Below are 26,596 nucleotides of genomic sequence, written 5' to 3'. Positions count from 1 at the left end.
ATCGTTAAGGGTGCGCTCTTATTTATTAGGGATATGAAATCTACAAAAGAAATATTAAAATTTGCTCTCCCAGCCGTAGTTGAGAATTTTCTGCAGATGCTGGTGGGGATTAGTGATACCTTTTTAGTCACCCGAATTGGACTCACAGCTGTAGCAGGTGTGTCACTAGCCAATAATATTATCACCGTTTATCAGGCCGTTTTCATAGCTTTAGGGACAATTTTATCAAGCTTCCTTGCACGTGAAATGTCAAAGAAAATGGTGAACGCAGGGGTAAAGCTCACTGCATTACTGGGAGGGACTATTGGGATTCTTACGGCTCTTTTTGCACAAGCTCTCGTGCACTTTTTTGGTGGGCGTGGGGAGGTAGCGACTTTAGGTCAAGAGTACCTCCTTTTGGTTGGTGGGACAATTATTTTGCTGGCTTTAATGACCAGTTTTGGAGCCATTATCAGAGCAAATGGGGACAGCCGTACACCCATGTATGCGAGTCTCTTTGCCAACATTTTAAATATCGCTCTCTCAGCCCTTTTGATATTTGTTTTTCATATGGGAATTATGGGAGCTGCCTTAGGAGCAACCTTTTCGAGGGGCGTAGCGCTTCTGTATCTCTGGAAAAAACTCAAAGATAAGGATTTACAACCTACGAAAAACTTTTTCTCTGAAAAAATCAGTAGAGAACTGATCTTTTTAACAATTCCGGCCGCTGGTGAACGTTTGGCGATGCGTTTAGGAGATTTGGTAATCATGGTGCTGATTATTGCTCTTGGAAATCGAGTTTTTGCAGGAAATGCGATCGGCGAAAGTATTACTCAGTTTAACTATATGCCGGCATTCGGGTTAGCTACCGTAACAGTTATCTTTGTGGCTCAAGAGTTTGGGCAACATAACTATGGAGCCATTCAGTCATATATTAAAAGAACCTACTGGCTAGCGACAGGGATGATGTTGATCATTGGTTTGCTTCTTGTCTTAGTTTCTACATCATTAAGTAATCTTTTTACGACAGACACTGTCGCTATAGCTTCAAGTAACACAGTTATCCTCTTTTCTTTTTTGGCAACTTTTTTTGTCACTGGAACGACCACTTATACGGCAGCTTTTCAAGGAATAGGTAATGCAAAACTTCCTTTATATACAACAATTATCGGGATGCTTATTATACGTGTGGGTCTCGGTTATATTCTAAGTCAAACATTTACCTTGGGCTTAGAAGGCATCTGGATTGCCGTGCTTGCAGATAATTTTTTCCGCTTTGTCTTTTTAAAATTCAATTTTGATAGGAAAGTTAGAACTTTTCTTACACATTAAAAACCTCTATTATAATAGAGGTTTTTAATGTGTAATGTTATTTTGAAAGTTCTTTTTCTTTCAAAAGGTCACGGATTTCACGCAGAGTATCTAATTCATCGTTAGAAACAATTTCTTCTTGTTCTTCTTTCTTAGGGAAAAGCTTGTTGATGGCTTTTATGAGAATGAAGATGACAAAGGCTGTAATCAAGAAGTTTAAAACATCATTTAAGAAAGCCCCATAAGCAAAAGTTGCACCAGCAACCTTAACTGACATTTGTGTCAAAGCGCCATCTTGAACAAAAAGACCAATAAGTGGGTTGATAAGGTTATTTACCAAAGAAGTGACAATGGCCGTAAAAGCAGCACCAATGATAACCCCAACTGCCAAATCTAAAACATTACCACGTAAAATAAATTCTTTGAATTCTTTAATCATAAGTTCTCCTATATTAATTAATATGTATTTATTACTATTATATAGTATTTCTAAAGCCATGTGAATTATTCTGTCGCAAAATATTCACGTAAAGTAAGGGCTAGAAGTAAAAGAGAAGACATATTAGTGAGCTAAAAATAAATTAAATAAAAAGGTATTATGCCCTTGACAAGACAAAGTCGCTTTGGTAGAATAGATAGGTGCTGTAAAAATTACAGTATTAGCGACGAAGCGAGAGGTTGCGACACACCCGAAAGTATTGCCATACTTCAGTGTCGGTTTTCCCGCTGAGCTAGCCTATTAACAAATAGACGAAGGAGAAAAAATGGCAACTAAAAAAATCCGTATCCGCCTCAAAGCATACGAACACCGTATCCTTGACGCTGCTGCTGAAAAAATTGTAGAAACTGCAAAACGTACAAACGCAGAAGTAAGTGGTCCAATCCCACTTCCAACTGACCGTAGCGTCTACACAGTTATCCGCGCGACTCACAAATACAAAGACTCTCGCGAACAATTTGAAATGCGTACACACAAACGTTTGATCGACATCATCGAACCAACACAAAAAACTGTTGATTCATTGATGAAACTTGATCTTCCAAGTGGCGTAAACATCGAAATTAAATTATAAGAAAGGTAATTCTCATGTCAAAAGGAATCTTAGGGAAAAAAGTGGGAATGACTCAAATCTTCACAGACAACGGTGAATTAATCCCCGTAACTGTGATCGAAGCAACTCCGAACGTTGTGCTTCAAACTAAAACTGTCGATACAGACGGTTATGAAGCTGTTCAAGTTGGTTTCGATGACAAACGTGAAGTTTTGTCTAACAAACCTGCCAAAGGTCATGTAGCTAAAGCTAACACAGCTCCTAAGCGCTTCATTCGTGAATTCAAAGGAATCGAAGGCTTAGAAGTTGGATCAGAAATTAAAGTTGATACTTTCGAAGCTGGAGATGTCGTTGATGTTACCGGTACTTCTAAAGGTAAAGGTTTCCAAGGACCAATCAAACGTTGGGGTCAATCACGCGGGCCAATGGCTCACGGTTCACGTTACCACCGTCGTCCTGGTTCAATGGGTCCTGTTGCGGCTAACAAAGTTCCTAAAGGTAAACGCCTTGCGGGACGTATGGGTAACAAAAAAGTTACTGTACAAAACCTTGTTATCGCACAAGTACTTCCAGAACAAAACGTTATCCTTGTAAAAGGTAACGTACCTGGATCTAAAAAATCATTGATCGTTATTAAATCAGCGATCAAATCTAAATAATAAGGAAAGGAGATAGATTATAATGGCAAAAGTATCATTATTTAAACAAGACGGCACACAAGCTGGTGAAGTAACACTTAACGATGCAGTGTTTGGTATCGAACCAAACGAAACTGTAGTATTTGATGTCGTTCTTTCACAACGTGCTAGCCTCCGTCAAGGTACACACGCTCATAAAAACCGTTCACTCGTATCTGGTGGCGGTAAAAAACCATGGCGTCAAAAAGGAACTGGACGTGCCCGTCAAGGTTCAATCCGCTCACCACAATTCCGTGGTGGTGGTACTGTCTTCGGTCCTAACCCACGTAGCTATGCTTACAAACTTCCACAAAAAGTACGTCAGTTGGCTCTTAAATCAGCTTACTCACAAAAAGTTATCGACAACACACTCTTGGCTGTTGACGAGTTGAACTTCTCAGCACCAAAAACTAGCGAATTCGCTAAAGTTCTTGAAGCTCTTTCAATCGAACGTAAAGTGCTTGTTGTTCTTCCTAACGAAGGTAATGAATTCGCAGAACTCTCTGCTCGTAACCTTAAAAACGTGAAAGTATCAACTGCTAGCTCAGTAAGCGTACTTGATCTTGTAAACACTGACAAAGTTCTTGCTACTCAAGCAGCTCTGTCTCAAATTGAGGAGGTTCTTGCATAATGTCTCTTTATGACGTAATCCGTAAACCAATTATTACAGAAGCTTCTATGCAAGCAATGGATCAAAAGAAATACACTTTTGAAGTAGATGCTCGCGCACACAAACTCCTTATCAAACAAGCTGTTGAAGCAGCATTTGAAGGTGTTCAAGTTGCATCTGTAAACACAATCAGCGTTAAGCCTAAAGCTAAACGTGTTGGTCGTTACACAGGTTTCAAACCTGGCTACAAAAAAGCAATTATCACTTTGACTGAAGGTTCAAAATCTATTGATATCTTCGGCGAAGACGCAGAATAATAGAGGAGGAAAATCGTGGGAATTAAAGTTTACAAACCTACCACAAACGGTCGTCGTAACATGACTGGTAGCGATTTTGCAGAAATCACTACAAGTACTCCTGAAAAGAGCTTGCTTGTAAGTCTTAGCAAAAACGCTGGTCGTAACAACCTTGGCCGCATTACAGTACGTCACCACGGTGGCGGACACAAACGTAAATACCGTTTGATCGACTTCAAACGTACAACTGATAACGTAAAAGCTAAAGTTGCTACAATCGAATACGATCCAAACCGTTCAGCTAATATTGCCCTTATCGTATACGAAAATGGTATCAAATCATACATTCTTGCACCTAAAGGTCTTGAAGTTGGTATGACAGTTGTATCTGGTCCTGAATCAGATATCAAAGTTGGTAACGCATTGCCACTTGCTAACATTCCAGTTGGTACTTTGATCCACAACATCGAGATGAAACCTGGTAAAGGTGGACAACTCGTACGTTCAGCTGGTACATCTGCACAAGTACTTGGTACAGAAGGTAAATATACACTCGTTCGTCTTCAATCAGGCGAAATGCGTATGATTCTTTCATCTTGTCGTGCTACAGTTGGTACAGTTGGTAACGAACAACACAACTTGATCAACTATGGTAAAGCGGGTCGTACACGTTGGCGTGGTATCCGTCCAACAGTTCGTGGTTCTGTAATGAACCCGAATGATCACCCACACGGTGGTGGTGAAGGTAAACAACCTGTTGGTCGTAAATCACCAATGACTCCATGGGGCAAACCAGCTCTTGGTCTCAAAACACGTAATAAAAACGCACGTTCTAACAAACTTATTGTTAAACGTATCAACGATAAATAATTTTGCAGCATAAGGCAAGCTTTACTTTTGTTAAAAAAGTTAAGTTTGTATCTGTGCGTAAGATATTTTATTGAGATGCCTTCTCGGCGTCTTGCTAAAATTGATAAATCTTGTCAACTTTAGTAAGATGTCGAGAAGATATCTATATAAATCATCCGCCAACCTGGCCCTAGTAGCCAGCGTGGTATCAAATTTAAAGGAGAACTCAAAAACATGAGTCGTAGTCTTAAGAAGGGGCCTTTCGCTGACGAGCATTTGATGAAAAAAGTCGAAGCTCAAGAAAACGCCGAAAAGAAATCAGTGATCAAAACTTGGTCACGCCGTTCTACAATCTACCCTAACTTTGTAGGACTTACAATTGCTGTTTACGATGGTCGCAAACACGTTCCCGTTTATGTTCAAGAAGATATGGTTGGACACAAATTAGGTGAATTTGCACCAACTCGTACATACCGTGGTCACGCTGCTGACGACAAGAAAACTAGACGTTAATAGGAGGAGAACAAAATGGCAGAAATCACTTCAGCTAAAGCAACTGCAAAAACAGTTCGCGTTTCACCTCGTAAAACTCGTCTTGTTACAGACTTGATTCGTGGTAAACGTGTTGCGGATGCAATCGCAATCTTGAAATTCACACCGACTAAAGGTGCTGCAGAAGTTCTTAAAGTAATGAACTCAGCTATCGCTAATGCAGAAAATAACTTTGGTCTTGAAAAAGCTAACTTGGTAGTTAGCGAAACTTTCGTCAACGAAGGACCAACAATGAAACGTTTCCGTCCACGTGCGAAAGGTTCAGCTTCACCAATCAACAAACGTACTAGCCACATTACAGTAGTAGTGGCTGAGAAAGAATAAGGAGGTAAAATCGTGGGTCAAAAAATTCATCCAATTGGTATGCGTGTTGGCGTTATTCGCGACTGGGATGCCAAATGGTATGCTGAGAAAGAATATGCGGATTACCTTCACGAAGATTTGGCAATTCGCCAACTCGTTCAAACAAAACTTGCTGATGCTTCAGTTTCACTTATCGAAACTGAACGTGCTGTAAACAAAGTTATCGTTACTTTGCACACTGCAAAACCAGGTATGGTTATCGGTAAATCTGGTGCTAACGTTGATGCACTCCGTGCAGACCTCAACAAACTCACTGGTAAACAAGTTCACATCAACATCGTTGAGATTAAACGTCCTGACTTGGATGCTCACTTAGTTGGTGAAGGAATTGCTAAACAACTTGAAGCACGTATCGCTTTCCGTCGTGCTCAAAAACAAGCTATCCAACGTGCTATGCGTGCAGGAGCTAAAGGTATCAAAACTCAAGTATCTGGTCGTTTGAACGGTGCGGACATCGCCCGTGCAGAAGGATACTCTGAAGGTACAGTTCCACTCCACACATTGCGTGCGGATATCGACTATGCTTGGGAAGAAGCAGACACTACTTACGGTAAACTCGGCGTTAAAGTTTGGATCTACCGTGGTGAAGTTCTCCCAACTAAAAAATCTGTGAAAGGAGAAAATTAATCCATGTTAGTACCAAAACGTGTAAAACACCGTCGTGAATTCCGCGGTAAAATGCGTGGCGAAGCTAAAGGCGGTAAAGAAATCGCATTCGGTGAATTTGGTCTTCAAGCGACTACTTCTCACTGGATCACTAACCGTCAAATCGAAGCAGCCCGTATTGCTATGACTCGTTACATGAAACGTAACGGTCAAGTTTGGATTAAAATCTTCCCTCATAAATCTTACACAGCCAAAGCTATTGGTGTGCGTATGGGTTCAGGGAAAGGTGCTCCTGAAGGTTGGGTATCACCAGTTAAACGTGGTAAAATCATGTTTGAAATTGCTGGTGTAAGTGAAGAAGTAGCACGTGAAGCTTTGCGTCTTGCATCTCACAAACTTCCAGTCAAGACTAAATTTGTAAAACGAGGTGACGCAGAATGAAATTGAACGAAACAAAATCACTTCTCAAGGATCTCCGCGCTTTGTCAATCGACGAATTGGCTACACGCGAAGCTGAATTGAAAAAAGAATTGTTTGAACTTCGTTTCCAAGCTGCAGCTGGTCGTCTCGAAAACACAGCGAAACTTGACGAAGTGAAGAAAACAATTGCACGTGTTAAAACTGTGCAACGCGAATTGACTAAATAGATCGGGAGAAATACATAAATGGAACGTAATCAACGTAAAGTTTATCAAGGCCGCGTGGTTTCAGACAAAATGGATAAAACTATCACAGTTGTCGTAGAAACTAAACGTAACCACCCAGTCTATGGTAAACGCATTAACTACTCTAAAAAATACAAAGCTCATGACGAAAACAATACTGCCAAAACTGGTGATATCGTACGTATCATGGAAACTCGTCCTCTTTCAAAAGACAAACGTTTCCGCTTGATCGAAATCGTTGAAGAAGCTGTAATTATTTAAGCTAACTAGGAGGAAAAAAGCATGATTCAAACAGAAAGCCGTTTGAAAGTTGCAGATAACTCTGGTGCCAAAGAAATCTTGACTATCCGTGTACTCGGTGGTTCAAGCCGTAAATTCGCTGGTATTGGTGATGTTATCGTAGCTACAGTAAAATCAGCTGCCCCTGGTGGAGCTGTTAAAAAAGGTGAAGTTGTTAAAGCTGTTATCGTTCGTACTAAATCTGGTGCTAAACGTCCTGATGGATCTTACATCAAATTTGACGAAAATGCAGCAGTTATTATCCGTGACGATAAAACACCTAAAGGAACACGTATCTTTGGCCCAGTAGCTCGTGAACTTCGCGAAGCTGGTTACATGAAGATTGTTTCTTTGGCACCTGAGGTTCTCTAATATTTAGAGGATGTCGAAATAGCGGGAGAGTATCCCGCTATTGATGTCAAAATCAACAAAAGGAATTTTATTCCACATTTATAAATCCACTTCTATCATAGATAGAAATAGTCCCCTACATGTAGGGTGCCCAGAGGGCGTAAGAAAGGAATATCAAATGTTTGTAAAAACTGGAGATACTGTAAAAGTTATCGCAGGTAAAGACCGCGGTACAACAGGTAAAGTGATTAAAGCTTTGCCAAAAATGAACAAAGTCATCGTTGAAGGTGTTGCTATCATGAAGAAACACCAAAAACCAGACGCTGTTAATCCAAACGGCGCTATCCTTGAAATCGAAGCACCTATCCACGTTTCTAACGTACAAGTGCTCGACAAAAACGGTGTAGCTGGTCGTGTTGGTTATAAAGAAGTTGACGGCAAAAAAGTTCGTTTCAACAAAAAATCAGGCGAAGTCCTAGACTAAGACGGGAAGGAGAAAGAATATGACTAATCGTTTAAAAGAAAAATACTCTAACGAAGTAGTACCAGCATTGACTGAAAAATTCGGTTACACTTCAATTATGGCAGTGCCAAAAGTTGAAAAAATCGTGCTTAACATGGGTGTTGGGGATGCAGTAAGCAACTCTAAAAACCTTGACAAAGCCGTTGCTGAATTGGCTTTGATCTCTGGTCAAAAACCGTTGATTACTAAAGCTAAAAAATCAATCGCGGCTTTCCGTCTTCGTGAAGGTCAAGCTATCGGTGCGAAAGTAACCCTTCGTGGCGAACGCATGTACGAATTTTTGGATAAACTCGTAACTGTTTCTCTTCCACGTGTACGTGACTTCCACGGTGTATCAAACAAAGCGTTTGATGGACGCGGAAACTACACACTTGGTGTGAAAGAACAATTGATCTTCCCAGAAATCTCATACGATGATGTTGATAAAGTACGTGGTTTGGATGTTGTTATCGTAACAACTGCGAACACTGACGAAGAATCACATGAATTGCTTGCTAAACTTGGCATGCCGTTTGCTAAATAATAGGATAGGAGAATAACTAATGGCTAAGAAATCTATGGTTGTTAAAAACCAACGCCCTGCAAAATTCTCAACGCAAGCCTACACTCGTTGCGAACGCTGCGGACGCCCACATTCAGTTTACCGCAAATTTAAACTTTGCCGTATCTGTCTTCGTGAGTTGGCTTACAAAGGTCAACTTCCAGGCGTTAAGAAAGCATCTTGGTAATTTGAAATTGATATAAAAAGGGCATTTCAGAAGCTTAGCTTATTGCCCATGCAATCTCCACGGGGGATTGTGGTTCTAACAGAAAAAAACACTTTCTCATTTGAGGAAGTTTTTTTGTTTTCAAAAATATCTTTATTACAATATTGTTTCTTAATGAAATTAAAATGAGATATACTTAAATATAAGTGAAAAATAAATAAAAACATGAATGCAATCTGGAGATTTTGTGATGACCATCTACGACATTTTTTTCTTATTAGGCGGTTTGGGCCTTTTCTTATACGGTATGAGCTTGATGAGTGATGGTTTAAGCTTGATTGCCGGTTCTCAACTGAAAAAGATCTTACAGCGTTTGACACGTAATAAATGGTTCGGCGCTTTTTTAGGTTTTATCATCACCGCGGTCATTCAGAGTTCTACAGCGACAACAGTTATGGTTTTAGGATTTATTGATTCGTCATTGATGAATTTGAGCCAGGCTGCAGGAATTATTATGGGAGCCAATGCTGGAACGACCTTAACAGGCATTTTATTTACATTTAATATTCAAGACATTGTTCCCTTTGTCATTTTTATAGGCACGATTGCCACGCTGTTTATGAAACGTAAGGCTTTCAATCACATGGGAATGATCTTGCTAGGGTTTGGACTCTTATTTTTAGGGCTAAATCTGATGAGCGTATCCATGGTTCCTTTAAGAGAAGCACCTCTCATGGCGGAACTGTTTACTCATACGCAAATGCCTCTTGTAGGTTTATTGGTTGGTTTTGCTGTAACTGCTTTAATTCAAAGTTCAACTGCTTCAGTAGGTATTTTGCTGACGATGGTTGCCGCAGGTATTGTGGTGGATTTACATCAAGCTATATTTATTCTGTATGGGTTTAATGTGGGGACTGTTGTGACCACTCTTCTTGCATCAATCCGTGGAAATAAAATAGCCAAGCAGGCTGCGATGGTCCATGTCTGGTTTAATATTATTGGAGCGCTCATCTTCACAGCTTTGACTATTTTACCTTTCGGCTTTGTCAGCCTCATTCAGAATACTTCTGAAAGTATTGCCCTGCAACTAGTTTATGCTCATATTATTTTTAATGTTGCAACACTTTTTATTTTGTTACCACTCTCGAAATTTATTATTCAGTTGGCGGAAAAGTGTGTTAAAAATGTACCAGATGATACAGCGCACCTGAAACTAAAATTTATTGATCGAAGGTTACTCCGCACACCAGAGATTGAAGTTGAGCAGATCCTTAAAGAAATTCAAAGAACATTTGAACTTGTGCAAGAGGATTTTGCCGAAGGAATGAATATTCAACGTAGAGAAAAAAATAGCACGAGTCTTATGAATGAAACTTTGATTAACTACTTGGTACAGGAGATTAATCGGGCACTTGTCAATCTTAATACAGTTGAGCTAAAGGATAAATATGCTATTTCTGTCGGAAGGGCATATAAAATTATAAATTATTTGGCCCAGATTGAGGCATATACCAAAGATATCGTGTTGACGCTGAATGTTTACGATTACTCGGAGGAGGAAGAGGACAAGGAAAAAAATGAATTGGCCATTAAGCTAGTCATGGAGTCTATCGTACCATTAATAGAGAGGATGCTAGATCAAGTTTTTACATTCCTTAAAGATAAACAACATCAGGAAGAAGAAACAATACTGGATGAGATTAAAAAGTTAGAGCGAGAAATTCTTAATCTTACTCAAGTCAATAGAGATTTACTACGATCAGACTTTGAAGATATTCGAATTCTTAACAATTTACGAAAAATAAGTACGGATATCCTTCATATCGCAGAAGTATTGAATTATAAAGTGTAAAAAAAGCAGTACGAAAAGTACTGCTTTAAAATCAAGTTTTTAACAGATTGAAAAGAGAATTGTAATTGTTTTTTGTCATAAATTTTTTGAGTAAAGGGCCGCTTGGGACCAAAGAACTTTTCAAGGTGTCTTCAACATGATTGAGTGATTAACTACGGTCTTAGTATACTATAAAGTTAAGGATAGGTAAAATGAATCTTTTTGATAGTTATAATTATATATATTAATTAATTATTTGAAGTTTTGATTATATTTAATAATTCTTTGTATTAAATAGATTTATTTTACAAATTAAAAAGAAAGCTCTACAATGTTTATAGAAAAAGCACAGATATTATAAAGGAGAAAAAATGATTACTATCTACTATCGCAACTCTTGTTTATCCAGTAGAAAGGCGATAAATTGGCTGAATGAACATCATATTCCTTATCGAAAATGTACGATAGATTGTGTGAGCTGTGAAGACTTGTCGTATATGCTTCGACTAACTGAAAATGGTATTGATGATATCGTGAAGTCGACGAAGCGTTGCACAGAGGATTTGCACCGAAAAATTCTTCAGCTCCAACAGATGCATTTTAATGAGGCAGTCGTTTATCTCAGCGAAAATTTTGAAGTGTTACAGACACCTTTGATTGTTGATCATAATAAATTTTTAGTGGGCTATCATTCCGAAAACATTCGGCAGTTTGCTCCACGCTATTATCGGATGAGCAGTATTTTTCTACATCAGTATAAACGCCAAATTTAATTAAATAAATTAATACCTATCATTAAATTAATTCATTTTACAAATGTCTAATTATGGCTTAATATAGAGATAGAGAAATAATACAGAAGGAAGTGTAAATATGCAAGTAACAAATAGAAAAGTAGTCGTTGTTGGAACAGGATTTGTCGGAACAAGCATTGCTTATTCGATGATTAATCAAGGAATTGTTAATGACCTTGTGCTGATTGATGTGAATCAGGAAAAAGCTGAGGGGGAAGCTTTGGATCTCCTTGACGGAATTGCTTGGGGTCAAGAAAATGTAAATGTCAAATCTGGCGGTTATGAAGAATGTAAAGATGCAAACGTAGTTGTCATTACAGCAGGGATTAATCAAAAACCAGGACAAACACGGTTAGAACTTGTAGATACAAATGCTAAAATAATGAAATCTATTGTGGATGAGGTAATGAAGTCTGGCTTTGATGGCGTCTTTGTTATTGCCTCTAACCCTGTAGATGTTCTGACTTACTGTGCTTGGAAAGCTTCAGGTCTACCAGCTTCTAGGGTTGTTGGAACAGGAACAACCTTAGATACGACACGTTTTCGTAAAGAACTCGCGACAAAACTTGAGATAGATCCTCGAAGTATCCACGGTTATATTATTGGTGAACATGGGGATTCAGAAGTTGCGGTATGGTCGCATACGACGGTTGGTGGTAAACCAATTCTTGAATTTATCGTGCAAAACAATCGCTTAGAAGTTGGCGATTTACAAACTTTATCAGACAAGGTGAAAAATGCCGCTTATGAAATTATTGACCGTAAAAAAGCGACTTATTATGGTATCGGAATGAGCACGGCTAGGATAGTAAAAGCCATTCTAAATAATGAACAAGCAGTTCTTCCTGTTTCATCATACCTAGAAGGTCAATATGGTGAAGAAGGTATCTTCACTGGTGTTCCATCCGTCGTAAACCAAACTGGCGTAAGAGAAATTATCGAATTAAATATTGATGCATATGAACGTAAAGCTTTTAAAAACTCCGTTAAACAGTTGCGTGAAGTGATTCAGTCACTAGAAAGTCAAGAATGAATCTGATTATAGGAAAAAATGGTTTGTTGGGACGGGAACTTTGCTTACGGTTTGATAGAGAAAAAATTCTTTATCTGGCTACGGGGTCACACGAGCTAGATATCACCGATAAAGTTGCAGTTGATGCGTATTTTTCTCATCATAAACCACAAATTATTTATCTTTGTGCAGGCTATACTGCAGTCGAAAAAGCAGAACAAGAAGAGCGACATTTAGCCGAGCAGGTCAATGCTGTCGGTACCGAAAATATTGCACAAGCAGCTGAGAATGTGGGAGCATTATTACTTTATGTCTCCACTGATTATGTCTTCAGCGGCAACTTAGAGCTTGGGAAAGAATGGGAAGTAGACGATGTTCCACACCCACAAACCCACTATGGTTATACAAAACTATTGGGTGAAAATGCTGTGCAGAAAAACACTACTAAACATTATATTATTCGTACAAGCTGGCTTTTTGGATGCTACGGTAATAATTTTGTCTCCACTATTAAAAATAAAGCCAAGAATAAAGATGATCAAGTAATTATGGTCGTCAATGATCAATTTGGTTGCCCAACTTGGACCAGAACATTAGCTGATTTTATGATTTACTTGGTACAGCATAAACCAAAATATGGTATTTATCATCTGTCCAACGCAAAAGTTGAAACCGAAAATATTTCTTGGTTTAAATTTGCAAAATATATTTTGCACCAAGAAGAAGTCAAGCTTTTACCCCTTGCTACAGTAGAGCTTGAATCAAATGTAAAACGCCCTTACAATTCCACATTGAGTATAAAGAAAACAGAAGCTATTGGTTTTTCAGTGCCAACCTGGCAAGAAGCTTTAAATACTATGCAGAGGTTAGAAAATGGAGAATAGATGATGGAAATTCTTATTATTTTGATCTTATTAAGTTTCCTTGCCTTTAAAATATTTTCTTTTTCCAAAACCTCGGTTCTTCAGGAAAAAACGGAAGAGAAAGAAGAATAACTCTTTAATCGAGATATCTTTATTAATGAGAAAACACAGCTATATTTTAGAAGCTGTGTTTTTTATCTTTCAAAAATTAAATGGAGGAAGAAACACCCGAGCCTATTGACACGAGAGAAATAATTTGATAAACTATATAAGTTCGGTCTTTTTAAAAAGACCTCATTAATTTGAAAGTGGGATTGAACAAACCCAAACTACAAATAAGGAGAAATTACATTATGGTAATGACAGACCCAATTGCAGACTTCCTCACACGTATCCGTAACGGAAACATGCGTCGTTTCGAAGTTGTTGAAGCACCTGCTTCAAAAATCAAACGTGAAATCGCAGAAATCCTCAAAGCTGAAGGTTATGTGAAAGACGTTGAGTACGTTGAAGATAACAAACAAGGTGTTATCCGTGTATTCTTGAAATACGGAAAAAACAACGAAAAAGTTATCACTAACTTGAAACGTATCTCTAAACCAGGTCTCCGTGTTTACGTTAAATCTGACGAAGTACCACGCGTACTTAACGGACTTGGTACAGCAATCATCTCAACTTCTGAAGGCGTTGTAACTGACAAAGCTGCACGTTCTAAGAACATCGGTGGTGAAGTTCTTGCTTACATCTGGTAATCCTTTACCCGTAAGCTGAAAGTATTATAATTGTGAAAACAGGTAGTAGAAATACTCTTGATAATTTAACAGAAAAGGTAAAAAAACATGTCACGTATTGGTAATAAAGTCGTTATTTTGCCAGCTGGTGTAACAGTTGAACAAAATGGCGCAACAGTAACAGTTAAAGGCCCTAAAGGCGAATTGACTCGTACATTTGCAGAAGCAATCACAATGGAAATCAATGGTTCTGAAGTAACATTCAAACGTCCAGATGATTCTAAAGAAATGAAAACTATCCACGGAACAACTCGTGCAAACTTCAACAACATGGTTGTTGGTGTTAGCGAAGGTTTCCGTAAAGAACTCGAAATGATCGGGGTTGGTTACCGTGCACAACTTCAAGGTTCAAAACTTGTATTGGCTGTTGGTAAATCTCACCCAGACGAAATCGAAGCTCCAGCAGGAATCACTTTCGAAGTTCCAGATGCTACACACATCAACGTTTCAGGTTCAGATAAAGAAGTTGTTGGTCAAACAGCTGCTTACATCCGTAGCCGTCGTTCACCAGAACCTTATAAAGGTAAAGGTATTCGTTACGTTGGCGAATTCGTACGTCGTAAAGAAGGTAAAACTGGTAAATAATCTCTTTGAGATTATGATCCGTCATTTGGTGAATGTAAGTTTGCCAAAATTCTGTACAGACAGAAACTTCCCGCTTGCATTTTTTGCAAGAAAATCGATGGCAGAAACTATCGAAATATAAAATATTTAAAGAGGTAGAATTGTGATTTCTAAACCAGATAAAAACAAACTCCGTCAAAAACGCCACATTCGCGTTCGCGGAAAAATCTCAGGTACTGCTGAGACTCCACGTTTGAACGTTTTCCGCTCAAACACAAACATCTATGCACAAGTTATTGATGACGAAGCAGCTGTAACACTTGCATCTGCATCATCACTCAAATTGACTGGTACTAAAACAGAACAAGCTGCTGAAGTTGGTAAACTTGTTGCTGAAGCTGCTAAAGCTAAAGGCATCGAAGCAGTTGTATTTGACCGCGGTGGTTATCTCTATCACGGACGTATCCAAGCACTTGCAGAAGCTGCACGTGAAGCTGGATTGAAATTCTAAGGAAAGGGGTAATCATTAAAATGGCTAGAAACGAAGAAGTTAAAGAATTCGAAGAACGCGTTGTTGGAATCAACCGCGTTACTAAAGTTGTTAAAGGTGGACGTCGTCTCCGCTTTGCTGCACTTGTTGTAGTTGGTGACCGTAACGGTCGCGTAGGTTTCGGTACTGGTAAAGCTCAAGAAGTTCCAGAAGCAATCCGTAAAGCTATCGAAGCAGCTAAGAAAAACATCGTGACAGTTCCTATGGTAGGAACTACTGTACCTCACGAAGTACTTGGTGTATTCGGCGGTGGTAAAATCCTTATCAAACCAGCTGTAGAAGGTTCTGGAGTTGCCGCAGGTGGTGCCGTTCGTGCCGTCCTCGAACTCGCAGGTGTTGCTGACGTAACATCTAAATCATTAGGTTCAAACACAGCAATCAACGTTGTTCGCGCAACAGTTGAAGGTTTGCAACAATTGAAACGCGCTGAAGAAGTTGCGGAACTCCGCGGCAAATCAGTAAGCGATTTGGCATAAGGAGGATATCATGGCTCAAATCAAAATTACATTGGTAAAATCACCAATCGGCCGTATCCCTGCACAACGTAAAACTGTTGTTGCACTTGGCCTTGGTAAACTTGGTTCATCAGTTGTGAAAGAAGACAATGCAGCACTTCGCGGCATGGCTAACTCAATTTCACACTTGGTAACAATTGAAGAAGTTAAATAATAATTAAAAAAGTTCAGATTATCTGGACTTTTTTTCTGAGGGAATTGTAAAAATTTTCAAGATGTCGAATTAAATAAGTAAAAATGTACATTAAATTTTAAGGTATAATTGTTTTTAAATGTGAAAGGAAGAGAAGAATGAACAAACGAATTTTTGCACTTGCGACAGTAGCACTTGCATCAGTAATTGTACTTGCAGGTTGCGGAGGACGCAATACAGAAAGATCGCAAGGAAAAACAGACCTTAATGCAGCCCTCGTCTTAGGTAATGACGGGGTTGATGATCGCTCATTTAACCAATCAGCTTGGGAAGGTCTTCAAGCTTGGGGTAAAGATAACGGGCTTTCAAAAGGAAAGGGAATTAACTACTTCCAATCTAACTCTCCAGCTGAATTCACTTCAAACTTTAATTCGGCCGTTTCAGGTGGTTATGATCTTGTGTTCAGCATTGGCTTTGTTTTGCACGAAGCAACTTCTCAAGCCGCACAAAACAATCCTGATACAAAATTTGCTGTTATCGATTCGGTCATCGAAGGTAAAGACAATGTGGTCTCTGCAACTTTTGCGGATCAACAGTCAGCTTACCTTGCAGGTGTCGCAGCAGCAAAAACAAGTAAAACAAATCATGTTGGTTTCATCGGTGGGATCAAGTCAGATGTTCTTGCCGCTTTTGAAACAGGCTTTACAGCGGGTGCCAAATCAGTATCACCAGATATCAAAGTTGATGTACAATATGCGCAGTCCTTCACAGATGCCGGCAAAGGTAAAACAATGGCTTCAGCAATGTACGCTAGTGGTGCAGATGTGATTTATCAAGCAGCAGGTAGTGTCGGAACAGGTTTGTTCACAGAAGCTAAGAATTTGAATGAAACAAGAAAAGAAGAAGATAAAGTATGGGTTGTTGGTGTTGACCAGGACCAAGAATATTTAGGTGGGTATACATCAAAAGATGGAAAAAAAATCAAACTTTGTCCTTGTTTCAACAGTTAAAGAAGTTGGAAACGCAGTTAAAGATATTGCCAATAGAACAGAAAAAGGGAAATTCCCTGGTGGTGAAAACCTCAAGTATGATCTTTCTAACGGCGGTGTAACACTTGCTCGAGATAATGCTTCAGATGAAGCTTGGAAAGCAGTTGAAGCAGCAAAAGCTGATATTGTTTCAGGAAAAATTGAAGTTCCAGCAAAATAAATTAAAAAAGGGTATGAAAGACATACTCTTTTTTCTGTTTTAAAAAAAGAAAAGACTATGGAATGATTTGCTTTTTCAGGGTAAATTTAGTAAAATGGAAAAGGTTTAAAAGCCAAAAATTAGAAAAGTACAGGCGAGTTGAACTCCATCCTTCCTTAGAGTGGAGCGAGGCGGCAGCATTGTACAAAATAAGGAGAAAACATGAAACTTCATGAAATGAAAGCTGCTGAAGGCAGCCGTAAAGTTCGCAACCGTGTAGGTCGTGGTACTTCATCTGGTAACGGTAAAACATCTGGTCGTGGACAAAAAGGTCAAAAATCACGTTCAGGTGGTGGCGTACGTCCTGGTTTTGAAGGTGGACAAACAGAATTGTTCCGTCGTCTTCCAAAACGCGGATTTACTAACGTAAACCGTAAAGAATACGCAATCGTAAACCTTGACACTTTGAACCGTCTTGGTGATGGTGCTGAAGTTACAGCTGAAACTCTTGTAGCTGCTAAAATCATCAAAGATGTTAAATCTGGTATCAAAGTTCTTGCTAACGGCGAATTGACAGTTAAAAACCTTAAGGTTAACGTTGCTAAAGCATCTTCTGCTGCGAAAGCTGCTATTGAAGCTGCTGGTGGTTCTGTAGAACTTCTTGAAGCAAAATAATTCAATTGGCGGTTGATTTTCAACCGCTTATTTTATAGGGTTAATATTTAAGAAAGTTTAGAGGGAAATTATGTTTTTCAAAACTCTAAAGGAAGCTTTCAAAATAAAAGATGTAAGAGCACGGATTATCTTCACCATCTTTATTCTGTTTGTCTTTCGATTAGGTGCGCATATCACAGTACCGGGGATCAATGTTGAAAACTTGAATGCCCTGAGTGATTTACCGTTCTTGAACATGATGAACTTGGTGTCTGGTAATGCCATGCAAAACTATTCACTGTTTGCTATGGGGGTATCACCTTATATCACAGCATCAATTATCGTTCAACTTTTACAAATGGATATTTTGCCGAAGTTTGTAGAGTGGTCAAAACAAGGGGAAATTGGACGTCGTAAGCTTAATCAAGCGACACGCTATATTACTTTAGTTTTGGCTATGGCTCAATCTATCGGTATCACTGCAGGTTTCCAAGCTATGAGCTCGGCAAATATCGTACAAAATCCTAACTGGCAAACTTACCTAATGATTGGTGTCATTTTGACAACAGGATCAATGGTTGTTACATGGATGGGTGAACAAATCAATGAAAAAGGGTTTGGTTCTGGTATTTCTGTTATTATCTTTGCGGGTATCGTTTCAGGTATTCCAAGCGCCATTCACGAAGTTTATACAGAGTGGTTTGTAAATGTTCGTCCGAGTCAAATTCCAATGTCGTGGGTAATGGTCGCTATTCTGGTTGTTGCTTCAGCATTGATTATTTACTTCACAACATTTGTACAACAAGCAGAACGTAAAGTTCCGATTCAATACACTAAGTTGACACAAGGGGCGCCTACAAGTTCATACTTGCCACTTCGTGTTAACCCAGCAGGCGTTATTCCAGTAATCTTTGCAGGTTCTATCACAACTGCTCCAGCAACGATTTTACAGTTCTTACAACGCGCTCAAGGTAACAATGTTGGCTGGCTGAATAGCTTACAATCAGCCCTTTCTTATAATACATGGACTGGGATGTTACTTTATGGCTTATTGATTGTTCTCTTTACCTTCTTCTACTCATTTGTACAAGTTAATCCAGAAAAGATGGCAGAAAATCTGCAAAAACAAGGTTCATATATCCCATCTGTTCGTCCAGGTAAAGGGACTGAAAAATATGTTTCAGGCTTACTTATGCGTCTGGCAACAGTCGGGGCACTTTTCCTTGGCTTTATTTCGATTCTTCCAATCGTTGCCCAAAATATTTGGGGATTGCCAAAAATCGTTGCCTTGGGAGGAACATCGCTCTTGATCTTGATTCAGGTTGCTATTCAAGCTGTTAAACAACTTGAAGGTTATCTCTACAAGAAAAACTACAAAGGATTTATGGATAATCCAATTGAAAGCTAAAAAAATCTTGCTTCGGCAAGGTTTTTCTTTATTTATCGTAAGAAATGCGGTAAAATATTAAGGTATAATTTATATTATGTTGTCTGTAAACTCATAAGCAAGAGTTGCAGCATCTATAGTAAAACTTGTAAGAAGAAAACGGGAGAAAAGAATGAACTTGTTAATCATGGGCTTGCCAGGCGCAGGTAAAGGTACACAGGCAGAATTTATCGTTAAAAATTACGGTGTGAATCACATCTCTACAGGAGATATGTTCCGTGCAGCGATGAAAAATGAAACTGAGATGGGCAAACTTGCTAAATCTTATATCGACAAAGGAGCATTGGTTCCAGATGAAGTAACAAACGGTATCGTCAAAGAACGTTTGGCACAAGATGACATCAAAGCTTCAGGATTCTTGCTTGATGGTTATCCACGTACATTTGACCAAGCAGAAGCTTTGGACAAAATGTTGGTAGAACTTGGCATTAAACTTGATGCAGTCATCAACATCGAAGTAAACCCAGATATCTTGGTCGAACGCTTAAGTGGACGTTATATCTGCCGTACATGTGGCGCAACATATCACAAACTATTCAAACCTACAAAAGTTGAAGGCACATGTGATGTATGTGGAGGACATGACCTTTATCAACGTGCCGATGATGTTCCAGAAACAGTTAAAAATCGCCTAGAAGTAAACATCAAGGAATCAGCACCAATCTTGAAACACTATACAGAACTTGGTTTAGTTAAATCAATCGATGGCGGACAAGCTATGGAGAAAGTAACCGAAGATATTCAAGCTGTTCTTGGCTAAAATAGAACAAAAAAACACTGAACATTATTTCAGTGTTTTTTGTTTGTCTATCTTCGGAAAAGACGTTTTAATAAAGAAACAATTAAGAAAAGTGCAACGAAGATTAAGGTAATTGCAGAACTTGCAGGCGCATTGAAGTAATAGGAGATGATCAATCCACTGTTCATACCAATAAAACCAATGATAACTGACCAGATTAGTACGGTCTTGAAGGATTTTCCAATAAGCATAGATACACTAGCGGGTAAAACCATGATTGCAGAAACCAGTAGGGCGCCACAGGCAGGAATCATCAAAGCAATCGCCAAACCAGTTACAATATTAAAAATCATTGACATAGCACGGACGGGAAGACCATCTACTAAAGCTGTATCTTCATCAAAAGTCATCACATAAAGTGGACGGAGAAAGAATATAAAGCCAGCCAGAACAATCAGAGCGATGATGTAAAGCATCACGACTTGCGGAGTAGCGATAGTTACAATTGAACCAAACAGATATTGGTCAATGCTGATGCTGGTTTTACTCCCTGCCACATTAATAATAAACATGGCTAAAGCAAGTCCAGCGGACATTAAAATCGCAGTTGCGAGCTCAAGATAATTTTTATAGACGGTACGGAGAAATTCCATAAAGATAGCGGCAATAATAACGACAATTAAAGTTGTCCATGTCGGATTTAAACTAAAGAGGACTCCGAAAGCAACGCCTGCTAGAGAAACATGGGAGAGGGTGTCAGAGAGTAGAGACTGACGACGCAGAACAAGGAAAACCCCAAGAAGTGGTGCAAAAAGTGAAATGGCAGTTGTCGCTAGTAAAGCGTTGCGCATAAAGTCATAAGAGAGGATTTCAAACATTAGCTTTTACCTCCTGTTTCATTTTTGCATTAGGGTCGCCATGGACTTCAAAGCATTCAAATTTTCCGTTTTTGTCTCGGGCAAGGTGGATGTTTCGGTCCATATATTTTTTAACAGAGTCAGGATCGTGTGTAACCATGAGAACACTTTTACCATGCTCATGTGCAGCATGGGCCATGAGCTCATAAAAGGCTTCTGTGGTTACATCGTCCATCCCGACAGTTGGTTCATCCAGAACAAAGACATCAGGGTCAGAAGCAAATGTACGAGCAATGATGATACGTTGCTTTTGTCCACCGGAAAGCTCTCCAATTTTTTTATGACGAAAGTCCCACATGCCTACAGCATTAAGCGCAGCTTCTACGTGTTCTTCGTCATGTGCATTAAGCTTGCGGAACCAACCTTTACGGGGGTAACGTCCAGAACGAACAAATTCATGAACAGTTGAGGGGAAACCCGCATTGAAACTGGAAATTTGTTGCGGGACGTAGGCGATACGTAAACGGCGATTTTGTGTGTCATGGCGTGCAATGATAACTTTACCAGACTTAGGTTTCAAAATACCGAGCGTTATTTTGATTAGCGTTGACTTTGCTGCACCGTTTTCTCCAGTCAATGTTACAAATTCCCCTGGGTTAACCGAGTAACTCACCTCTTCTAAAACAGGATTATTGTCATAATAAAAGCTTACATTTTGAACATCAATATAAGGCATAATTTTTATTTACTTTCTAAACTACTTAAATTTTTCAGCGAGTTGATGAAGAAAGTCTTGGATTACTTTTTGTTCATCTTCTGTATATTTCTGTGTAAGTTGCTGATAACTGTCTAGCGTTGCCTCATGATGTGCAGCGTGTTCACGTGCAATGGGCAATGCTTTTTCTGTTAGATTCCATAAAACAACACGTTCATCGGTCTTACTTTTCGTGGGCGATATAAGTTCTAAATCTTGTAACTTTTTTAAAGCTTTAGTGATGGCAGCCGGAGAGACCGAAAGGGTTTCTGCCATCCGAGCATTGGTTGTTGGTTCTCCATTCAGGAGCATCAGGAGATGTTCTTGAGTAGAAGTTAATTTGATATCACTTTGACACTTTCCAAGAAGAATTTCGTGCTTGTTTTCAGCAAATTGCATGACTTGAGATAAGAATTGATCAATTTGTTTTTCTAAATTTGTATGCATGATTCCTCTCCTTTCATTTACTGGTTAATAATAACATGGCTCTCAATAAATGTCAACCGGTTAATATTAAAGCAGAAGGAAAAATAAAGGAAAAAATAAATAGGGGGCTTGTCATTTGTCAGCCAGTGTGCTATAATATATCAGTCCGACTTTTTAGATACACTTGTATCTTTCGGGGATTTTTAAGGAGGTACTTTTGCTTGGCAAAAGATGATGTTATCGAAATTGAAGGTAAAGTAGTAGATACTATGCCGAATGCGATGTTCACTGTTGAACTTGAAAATGGTCACAAAGTTTTGGCGACGATTTCTGGAAAAATTCGTAAGAATTATATCCGTATCCTGCCTGGCGACCGCGTGCAAGTGGAAATGTCACCATATGATTTGACACGTGGACGCATTACCTACCGTTTTAAATAACCTGGACATTCATTGAGTGCGAAAGCACAGTAACCATAGAAAGGAAGACACAATGAAAGTAAGACCATCAGTTAAACCAATCTGCGAATACTGTAAAGTAATTCGTCGTAACGGTCGTGTTATGGTAATTTGCCCTGTAAATCCAAAACATAAACAACGTCAGGGATAGAAAGGAACTATTAAATTATGGCTCGTTTTGCTGGAGTTGATATTCCAAACGAAAAACGTATCGTTATTTCATTGACATACGTTTACGGTGTTGGACTTCAAACTGCTAAAAAAGTGCTTGCTGCTGCAGGTGTTTCAGAAGATGTACGTACTAAAGATCTTACATCTGATCAAGAAGACGCAATTCGTCGTGAACTTGACGGCTTGAAACTCGAAGGAGATCTTCGTCGTGAAGTAAACCTCAACATCAAACGCTTAATGGAAATTGGTAGCTACCGTGGTATGCGTCACCGTCGTGGACTTCCTACACGTGGACAAAACACAAAAAACAACGCACGTACTCGTAAGGGTCCTGCTAAAGCTATCGCTGGTAAGAAAAAATAATCTAGAAAGGAGTTAAAATGGCAAAAATTACTCGTAAACGTCGTGTGAAAAAGAATATTGAAACTGGTATCGCCCACATTCAATCAACTTTTAACAACACTATCATTATGATTACTGACGTTCATGGTAACGCTCTTGCTTGGTCATCTGCAGGTTCACTTGGTTTCAAAGGTTCTAAAAAATCTACACCATTCGCTGCACAAATGGCATCTGAAGCTGCTGCTAAAGCTGCTCAAGAACAAGGGTTGAAAACAGTATCTGTTACAGTTAAAGGTCCTGGTTCAGGTCGTGAATCTGCAATCCGTGCACTCGCGGCTGCTGGTCTTAACGTAACTTCTATTAGTGATGTGACTCCTGTACCTCACAATGGTGCACGTCCTCCAAAACGTCGTCGTGTATAATCGTTAGTGAGTTGCAAAATCACTTTACTTTTCTTTTAGAGGAGACTATACATGATTGAGTTTGAAAAACCAAAAATTATTAAATTTGACGAAACAGAATTTTACGGTAAGTTTGTAGTAGAACCACTTGAACGTGGTTACGGTACAACTTTGGGTAATTCTTTACGTCGCGTTCTCTTGTCTTCATTGCCTGGGTCTGCTGTTACTTCAATCCAAATTGAAGGTGTTCAACACGAATTCGCAACAATCCCTGGTGTACGTGAAGATGTGGTCCAAATCATCCTTGCTATTAAAGGACTTGCGATCAAATCTTACGTTGAAAATGAAAAACAAATTGAGCTTGACGTTACTGGACCTATGACAGTAACTGCAGGTGACATTTTGACAGATAGTGATATCGAAATTGTCAATAAAGACCATTATCTTTTCTCTATCGCAGAAGGTCATTCTATGCGTGCTGTGATGACAGTAAACAAAGGTTACGGATACGTTCCTGCTGACGAAAACAAAGTCGAAGGCGCACCTATCGGTACAATTGCTGTGGACTCAATTTACACACCAGTTAGCAAAGTTAACTATCAAGTAGAACCAGCTCGTGTAGGTGGTGATGCATCTTACGATAAGTTGACTTTGGAAATCACTACAAACGGCACAATCGTTGCTGATGATGCTTTGTCTCTCTCTGCGAAGATTTTGACAGATCACTTGAACTTGTTTGTTGACTTGTCAGAAACAGCTTCAGAATCTGAAACTCTCGTGGCTAAAGAAGAAGTTAAAACAGAACGTGTCCTCGATAAAATTATCGAAGAAATGGACTTCTCAGTTCGTGCTTACAATGGTTTGAAACGCGCTGGAATCAATACCGTAGCTGATATTGTGGAAATGAGTGAAGCTGACATGATTAAAGTCAAAAACCTCGGTCACAAATCAGTAGAAGAAGTCAAGGTTAAATTGACTGACTTGGGCTTGGAGCTCAAAAAACGAAAATAATACAGGAGGAAAAAAATGGGTTACCGTAAACTTGGACGCACATCTTCACAACGTAAAGCTATGCTTCGTGATTTGACAACTGATCTTATCATCAACGAAACTATCGTTACAACTGAAGCTCGTGCTAAAGAAATCCGTAAAACAGTTGAAAAGATGATCACTCTTGGTAAACGTGGTGACTTGCACGCTCGTCGTCAAGCAGCAGCTTACGTTCGTAACGAAATCGCTATTAAAGATTTCAACGAAGAAACTGAAACTTTCCCAACTGCACTTCAAAAATTGTTCGACGATATTGCTAAACGCTACGAAGGCCGTAACGGTGGTTACACTCGTATCTTGAAAGTTGAACCACGTCGTGGTGATGCTGCCCCTATGGCAATCATCGAGCTTGTTTAAGAGAGTTCGGATTTAAATATTATATAAGATTACTTATTGAGTGTTATGATGATGGCGCTGTGTTTGAGTTGACGTAAAAACGTCGAGTAGCACTGCTTAGTCTAGCTCTGTCTACCGAGATATTTATTTCGGTAGTTCACTCAATATGTTTTTTTTTTGCTTTTTTATAAAAATATAGGTCTCTTTTCAATAAAGAGGCTTTTTTAAGTGTGGGGATTAAAAGAATATAAAATTCTTTCCTTTGATATGATATAATCAAATCAAGGACTACGAACTTGGGAGAGGATATAGTGTCTGTTGTAGTGTGGAATAATTTTAAAAATAACGAAGACACTTTTTTGTTAAGGACGTATGAATAGGAATTTATGAGAAAAAGGAATAACATTTGTGGAAAAATATAAAAAATTACTCACGCTTAGCGCTCTCGTTTTATCGTCCACACAAGGAATATTGGTAAGTGCCAGTGAGCTTACAGTGACAAATGTGGACAGCAGTGTCTCAATAACGAGCAACGTGCAAGAAGAGGTCGAAGCTTCTAGTAGTTCAGAAGGAAGTTCTGAAAATAGTTCTACTGCTGATAGCTCTCTGGAAGATAGTATTTCTGAAAGTGACCATCAAAGTAATCCCCCTTCAGATAAGGAGACTGAAGAAACCGGGACAGCTCCAGGAAGCACAACTGAAAAACCAGAGAAAAATAACAGTGAGAAGGAAGTGGCCAAGGAGTCGGTTGCCCAAGAGTATTTTTCACGCAAAAATCTCCCCAGAGTTGGTGTTAGTCTTAAACAATTACCCGTAAAAAATTCAGGATCTCCTTTTAGAGATATCTCACAGTCAATGTTCAAAAATAACATCAACTGGATTTATGGTCGTGGTATTACTACAGGTTATACGCCAAGCACCTATAACCCTAATGCAAAAGTAACACGCGGAGAGATGGCTGTTTTTCTACACCGCTTAGCAGGAGCACCAGCATATAAAGCGCCTTTCAATGTTTATACAGACGTTAGTCAGTACAAAAACCAAATCCTTTGGTTGACAGCGACCACAGTATCTAATGGTACAGCCCCTCACTATAATCCTAATGGTAAGGTAACTCGTGGACAAATGGCGGCCTTTCTGCACAGGATGGCAAAAGCATCAGGAAAAGCTCCTGCTTCTGCAAAATATAATCCAAAGTTTTGGGATGTCCAAAATCATATGTTTAAAAATGATATAGGATGGCTAAGTTCAAAAGGGATAACGACAGGATATACAGCGACATCTTTTAAACCAGATGCGGATATCACACGTGGAGAGATGGCCGCATTTCTCTATCGCTTCTATAGTGTTGTAGTAAATAATCAGAAACTTCCGGCAGCACCACAACCTCATGCTAATCAACCAATATATTATTCTCAGCTGGATGCAAGATGGAAGAATAACAGATTGAATGGCTCCAATGTAGGAGTTTCAGGGTGTGTACCTACAAGCTTGGCTATGATTCTACGGGGAAGCTATGGACAAAATGTTGACCCAGGAATTGTTGCTAAAAAAGCGGATACGATTAGTCACGAGAGCTTTGGACTCTCAGGGAAGGATTTGATCAATACTGCTAAAGCTTATGGACGTAGTGTAGAAGTTGTCAGTAATATCAACCGAGCAGAAACTTTGCTCAGAGCAGGCTATCCTCTCATATTTTATATTAATGTGGGTATTGGCCATGCCGTTGTTGTTTCCGACTATGACAACACTAATGGTCGAGTAAATATTAACGATCCTTATGGAAAATTATTCTATCCTTCAGGAAAAACAACTTTACGTGAACTATGGGGACGTCCTAGTCAAGATGCTATGGATTGGAATGCAGGTCGTCCTGTATTTGCGATTAAGTAGGAGGAAA

Annotated in this window: 39 protein-coding genes and 1 pseudogene; 36 read left to right on the top strand and 4 right to left on the bottom strand. The window is 39.2% G+C overall.

Annotated elements, in window-relative coordinates:
* Positions 1-33: 33 nt before the first annotated feature.
* Positions 34-1,311: an MATE family efflux transporter gene (locus LACDD01_RS06785; RefSeq protein WP_061413885.1), complete on the top strand. Its 1,278-nt coding sequence runs from the start codon at positions 34-36 to the stop codon at positions 1,309-1,311.
* Positions 1,312-1,348: 37 nt separating this feature from the next.
* On the opposite strand, the gene mscL is transcribed toward LACDD01_RS06785, so the two are convergent.
* On the bottom strand, positions 1,349-1,729 hold the full coding sequence (gene mscL, locus LACDD01_RS06780) for a large-conductance mechanosensitive channel protein MscL (RefSeq protein WP_019291438.1): 381 nt from the start codon (positions 1,727-1,729) through the stop codon (positions 1,349-1,351).
* A 325-nt stretch (positions 1,730-2,054) separates the two neighbouring features.
* Here mscL and rpsJ point away from each other — a divergent pair, with 325 nt between their 5' ends.
* The 28 genes and pseudogenes from rpsJ to LACDD01_RS06640 all read left to right on the top strand — a co-directional run bounded on the left by rpsJ (position 2,055) and on the right by LACDD01_RS06640 (position 19,922).
* Positions 2,055-2,363 (top strand): 30S ribosomal protein S10, encoded by a 309-nt coding sequence (gene rpsJ / locus LACDD01_RS06775; protein WP_003129973.1) that lies wholly within the window; start codon positions 2,055-2,057, stop codon positions 2,361-2,363.
* Between the two features lie 14 nt (positions 2,364-2,377).
* Positions 2,378-3,001: a 50S ribosomal protein L3 gene (gene rplC, locus LACDD01_RS06770; RefSeq protein WP_003133737.1), complete on the top strand. Its 624-nt coding sequence runs from the start codon at positions 2,378-2,380 to the stop codon at positions 2,999-3,001.
* Between the two features lie 22 nt (positions 3,002-3,023).
* Entirely contained in the window at positions 3,024-3,650 is a 627-nt protein-coding gene (gene rplD / locus LACDD01_RS06765; protein ID WP_003133739.1) for a 50S ribosomal protein L4, read from the top strand.
* The gene (locus LACDD01_RS06760) at positions 3,650-3,946 is read left to right on the top strand and encodes a 50S ribosomal protein L23 (RefSeq protein ID WP_003134519.1); all 297 of its coding nucleotides are present in this window, start codon (positions 3,650-3,652) and stop codon (positions 3,944-3,946) included. The genes rplD and LACDD01_RS06760 overlap by 1 nt, the downstream gene beginning before the upstream one ends.
* 15 nt (positions 3,947-3,961) lie before the next feature.
* A complete protein-coding gene (rplB, locus tag LACDD01_RS06755) occupies positions 3,962-4,795 on the top strand; it encodes a 50S ribosomal protein L2 (protein WP_017368757.1) in 834 nt (277 codons plus the stop codon).
* Between the two features lie 213 nt (positions 4,796-5,008).
* Positions 5,009-5,287 carry a 30S ribosomal protein S19 gene (gene rpsS, locus LACDD01_RS06750; protein WP_003133742.1) on the top strand — a complete coding sequence of 93 codons (279 nt, stop codon included), beginning with the start codon at positions 5,009-5,011 and terminating at the stop codon, positions 5,285-5,287.
* A 15-nt stretch (positions 5,288-5,302) separates the two neighbouring features.
* Positions 5,303-5,650: a 50S ribosomal protein L22 gene (gene rplV / locus LACDD01_RS06745; RefSeq protein ID WP_003133743.1), complete on the top strand. Its 348-nt coding sequence runs from the start codon at positions 5,303-5,305 to the stop codon at positions 5,648-5,650.
* 12 nt (positions 5,651-5,662) lie between these two features.
* Positions 5,663-6,316, top strand: a complete 654-nt coding sequence (rpsC, locus tag LACDD01_RS06740) for a 30S ribosomal protein S3 (RefSeq protein ID WP_003133744.1) — start codon at positions 5,663-5,665, stop codon at positions 6,314-6,316.
* A gap of 3 nt (positions 6,317-6,319) precedes the next feature.
* A complete protein-coding gene (rplP, locus tag LACDD01_RS06735) occupies positions 6,320-6,736 on the top strand; it encodes a 50S ribosomal protein L16 (RefSeq protein ID WP_003133745.1) in 417 nt (138 codons plus the stop codon).
* Entirely contained in the window at positions 6,733-6,942 is a 210-nt protein-coding gene (rpmC, locus tag LACDD01_RS06730; protein ID WP_003133747.1) for a 50S ribosomal protein L29, read from the top strand. Before rplP ends, rpmC begins: the two co-directional genes overlap by 4 nt.
* Before the next feature lie 18 nt (positions 6,943-6,960).
* Positions 6,961-7,221 (top strand): 30S ribosomal protein S17, encoded by a 261-nt coding sequence (rpsQ, locus tag LACDD01_RS06725; RefSeq protein WP_003133748.1) that lies wholly within the window; start codon positions 6,961-6,963, stop codon positions 7,219-7,221.
* A gap of 21 nt (positions 7,222-7,242) precedes the next feature.
* A complete protein-coding gene (rplN, locus tag LACDD01_RS06720) occupies positions 7,243-7,611 on the top strand; it encodes a 50S ribosomal protein L14 (protein WP_003133749.1) in 369 nt (122 codons plus the stop codon).
* Positions 7,612-7,768: 157 nt separating this feature from the next.
* Positions 7,769-8,074 (top strand): 50S ribosomal protein L24, encoded by a 306-nt coding sequence (gene rplX, locus LACDD01_RS06715; RefSeq protein ID WP_003133750.1) that lies wholly within the window; start codon positions 7,769-7,771, stop codon positions 8,072-8,074.
* A 19-nt stretch (positions 8,075-8,093) separates the two neighbouring features.
* The gene (rplE, locus tag LACDD01_RS06710; RefSeq protein ID WP_003133751.1) at positions 8,094-8,636 is read left to right on the top strand and encodes a 50S ribosomal protein L5; all 543 of its coding nucleotides are present in this window, start codon (positions 8,094-8,096) and stop codon (positions 8,634-8,636) included.
* A 19-nt stretch (positions 8,637-8,655) separates the two neighbouring features.
* Positions 8,656-8,841 (top strand): type Z 30S ribosomal protein S14, encoded by a 186-nt coding sequence (locus tag LACDD01_RS06705; RefSeq protein WP_003129946.1) that lies wholly within the window; start codon positions 8,656-8,658, stop codon positions 8,839-8,841.
* A gap of 229 nt (positions 8,842-9,070) precedes the next feature.
* Positions 9,071-10,672 (top strand): Na/Pi cotransporter family protein, encoded by a 1,602-nt coding sequence (locus LACDD01_RS06700; RefSeq protein WP_061413883.1) that lies wholly within the window; start codon positions 9,071-9,073, stop codon positions 10,670-10,672.
* Between the two features lie 350 nt (positions 10,673-11,022).
* The gene (locus LACDD01_RS06695; protein WP_061413881.1) at positions 11,023-11,424 is read left to right on the top strand and encodes an ArsC/Spx/MgsR family protein; all 402 of its coding nucleotides are present in this window, start codon (positions 11,023-11,025) and stop codon (positions 11,422-11,424) included.
* 100 nt (positions 11,425-11,524) lie between these two features.
* Entirely contained in the window at positions 11,525-12,478 is a 954-nt protein-coding gene (locus LACDD01_RS06690) for an L-lactate dehydrogenase (RefSeq protein WP_061413879.1), read from the top strand.
* Positions 12,475-13,341 (top strand): dTDP-4-dehydrorhamnose reductase, encoded by an 867-nt coding sequence (gene rfbD / locus LACDD01_RS06685; protein ID WP_061413877.1) that lies wholly within the window; start codon positions 12,475-12,477, stop codon positions 13,339-13,341. Before LACDD01_RS06690 ends, rfbD begins: the two co-directional genes overlap by 4 nt.
* A gap of 332 nt (positions 13,342-13,673) precedes the next feature.
* Positions 13,674-14,072 (top strand): 30S ribosomal protein S8, encoded by a 399-nt coding sequence (rpsH, locus tag LACDD01_RS06680; RefSeq protein ID WP_003133755.1) that lies wholly within the window; start codon positions 13,674-13,676, stop codon positions 14,070-14,072.
* Positions 14,073-14,159: 87 nt separating this feature from the next.
* Positions 14,160-14,696, top strand: a complete 537-nt coding sequence (gene rplF / locus LACDD01_RS06675; protein WP_061413875.1) for a 50S ribosomal protein L6 — start codon at positions 14,160-14,162, stop codon at positions 14,694-14,696.
* A 142-nt stretch (positions 14,697-14,838) separates the two neighbouring features.
* A complete protein-coding gene (rplR, locus tag LACDD01_RS06670) occupies positions 14,839-15,186 on the top strand; it encodes a 50S ribosomal protein L18 (protein ID WP_003133759.1) in 348 nt (115 codons plus the stop codon).
* Positions 15,187-15,206: 20 nt separating this feature from the next.
* Positions 15,207-15,701 carry a 30S ribosomal protein S5 gene (gene rpsE / locus LACDD01_RS06665; protein ID WP_003133760.1) on the top strand — a complete coding sequence of 165 codons (495 nt, stop codon included), beginning with the start codon at positions 15,207-15,209 and terminating at the stop codon, positions 15,699-15,701.
* A gap of 10 nt (positions 15,702-15,711) precedes the next feature.
* The gene (rpmD, locus tag LACDD01_RS06660) at positions 15,712-15,894 is read left to right on the top strand and encodes a 50S ribosomal protein L30 (protein WP_003134512.1); all 183 of its coding nucleotides are present in this window, start codon (positions 15,712-15,714) and stop codon (positions 15,892-15,894) included.
* A gap of 137 nt (positions 15,895-16,031) precedes the next feature.
* A pseudogene (locus LACDD01_RS06655) lies at positions 16,032-17,082 on the top strand (BMP family protein).
* 201 nt (positions 17,083-17,283) lie between these two features.
* Positions 17,284-17,736: a 50S ribosomal protein L15 gene (rplO, locus tag LACDD01_RS06650; RefSeq protein WP_003133763.1), complete on the top strand. Its 453-nt coding sequence runs from the start codon at positions 17,284-17,286 to the stop codon at positions 17,734-17,736.
* A gap of 70 nt (positions 17,737-17,806) precedes the next feature.
* A complete protein-coding gene (gene secY, locus LACDD01_RS06645) occupies positions 17,807-19,123 on the top strand; it encodes a preprotein translocase subunit SecY (protein WP_019291430.1) in 1,317 nt (438 codons plus the stop codon).
* A 151-nt stretch (positions 19,124-19,274) separates the two neighbouring features.
* Positions 19,275-19,922, top strand: coding sequence for an adenylate kinase (locus tag LACDD01_RS06640; protein ID WP_003133767.1), 648 nt, complete (start codon positions 19,275-19,277; stop codon positions 19,920-19,922).
* A 47-nt stretch (positions 19,923-19,969) separates the two neighbouring features.
* On the opposite strand, the gene LACDD01_RS06635 is transcribed toward LACDD01_RS06640, so the two are convergent.
* The 3 genes from LACDD01_RS06635 to LACDD01_RS06625 are packed head-to-tail and all read right to left on the bottom strand — an operon-like array spanning position 19,970 to position 21,959.
* Complete coding sequence (locus LACDD01_RS06635) at positions 19,970-20,779, bottom strand: metal ABC transporter permease (RefSeq protein ID WP_019291429.1); 810 nt, start codon at positions 20,777-20,779, stop codon at positions 19,970-19,972.
* A complete protein-coding gene (locus tag LACDD01_RS06630; RefSeq protein ID WP_061413873.1) occupies positions 20,772-21,494 on the bottom strand; it encodes a metal ABC transporter ATP-binding protein in 723 nt (240 codons plus the stop codon). Before LACDD01_RS06630 ends, LACDD01_RS06635 begins: the two co-directional genes overlap by 8 nt.
* Positions 21,495-21,515: 21 nt before the next feature.
* Positions 21,516-21,959: a zinc-dependent MarR family transcriptional regulator gene (locus LACDD01_RS06625; protein WP_019291427.1), complete on the bottom strand. Its 444-nt coding sequence runs from the start codon at positions 21,957-21,959 to the stop codon at positions 21,516-21,518.
* Between the two features lie 200 nt (positions 21,960-22,159).
* Between LACDD01_RS06625 and infA the strand changes: the two genes are divergently transcribed.
* The 7 genes from infA to LACDD01_RS06595 all read left to right on the top strand — a co-directional run bounded on the left by infA (position 22,160) and on the right by LACDD01_RS06595 (position 26,589).
* Entirely contained in the window at positions 22,160-22,378 is a 219-nt protein-coding gene (gene infA, locus LACDD01_RS06620; protein WP_003133772.1) for a translation initiation factor IF-1, read from the top strand.
* A gap of 52 nt (positions 22,379-22,430) precedes the next feature.
* Positions 22,431-22,547 carry a 50S ribosomal protein L36 gene (gene rpmJ / locus LACDD01_RS11560; protein WP_014024193.1) on the top strand — a complete coding sequence of 39 codons (117 nt, stop codon included), beginning with the start codon at positions 22,431-22,433 and terminating at the stop codon, positions 22,545-22,547.
* 17 nt (positions 22,548-22,564) lie between these two features.
* Positions 22,565-22,930, top strand: a complete 366-nt coding sequence (gene rpsM / locus LACDD01_RS06615; RefSeq protein WP_003133773.1) for a 30S ribosomal protein S13 — start codon at positions 22,565-22,567, stop codon at positions 22,928-22,930.
* Positions 22,931-22,947: 17 nt separating this feature from the next.
* A complete protein-coding gene (gene rpsK / locus LACDD01_RS06610) occupies positions 22,948-23,331 on the top strand; it encodes a 30S ribosomal protein S11 (protein WP_003133774.1) in 384 nt (127 codons plus the stop codon).
* Positions 23,332-23,382: 51 nt separating this feature from the next.
* On the top strand, positions 23,383-24,321 hold the full coding sequence (locus LACDD01_RS06605) for a DNA-directed RNA polymerase subunit alpha (RefSeq protein WP_003133775.1): 939 nt from the start codon (positions 23,383-23,385) through the stop codon (positions 24,319-24,321).
* A gap of 15 nt (positions 24,322-24,336) precedes the next feature.
* Positions 24,337-24,717, top strand: a complete 381-nt coding sequence (gene rplQ / locus LACDD01_RS06600) for a 50S ribosomal protein L17 (RefSeq protein WP_003133776.1) — start codon at positions 24,337-24,339, stop codon at positions 24,715-24,717.
* A 387-nt stretch (positions 24,718-25,104) separates the two neighbouring features.
* Positions 25,105-26,589, top strand: a complete 1,485-nt coding sequence (locus LACDD01_RS06595) for an S-layer homology domain-containing protein (protein ID WP_061413871.1) — start codon at positions 25,105-25,107, stop codon at positions 26,587-26,589.
* Positions 26,590-26,596: the final 7 nt, after the last annotated feature.

This window comes from Lactococcus sp. DD01 (assembly GCF_001578715.1).
Taxonomy (GTDB): Bacteria; Bacillota; Bacilli; order Lactobacillales; family Streptococcaceae; genus Lactococcus; species Lactococcus petauri.
Note: the sequence above shows the minus strand (reverse complement) of the source record. Positions and strands in the feature narration are given on the sequence as shown.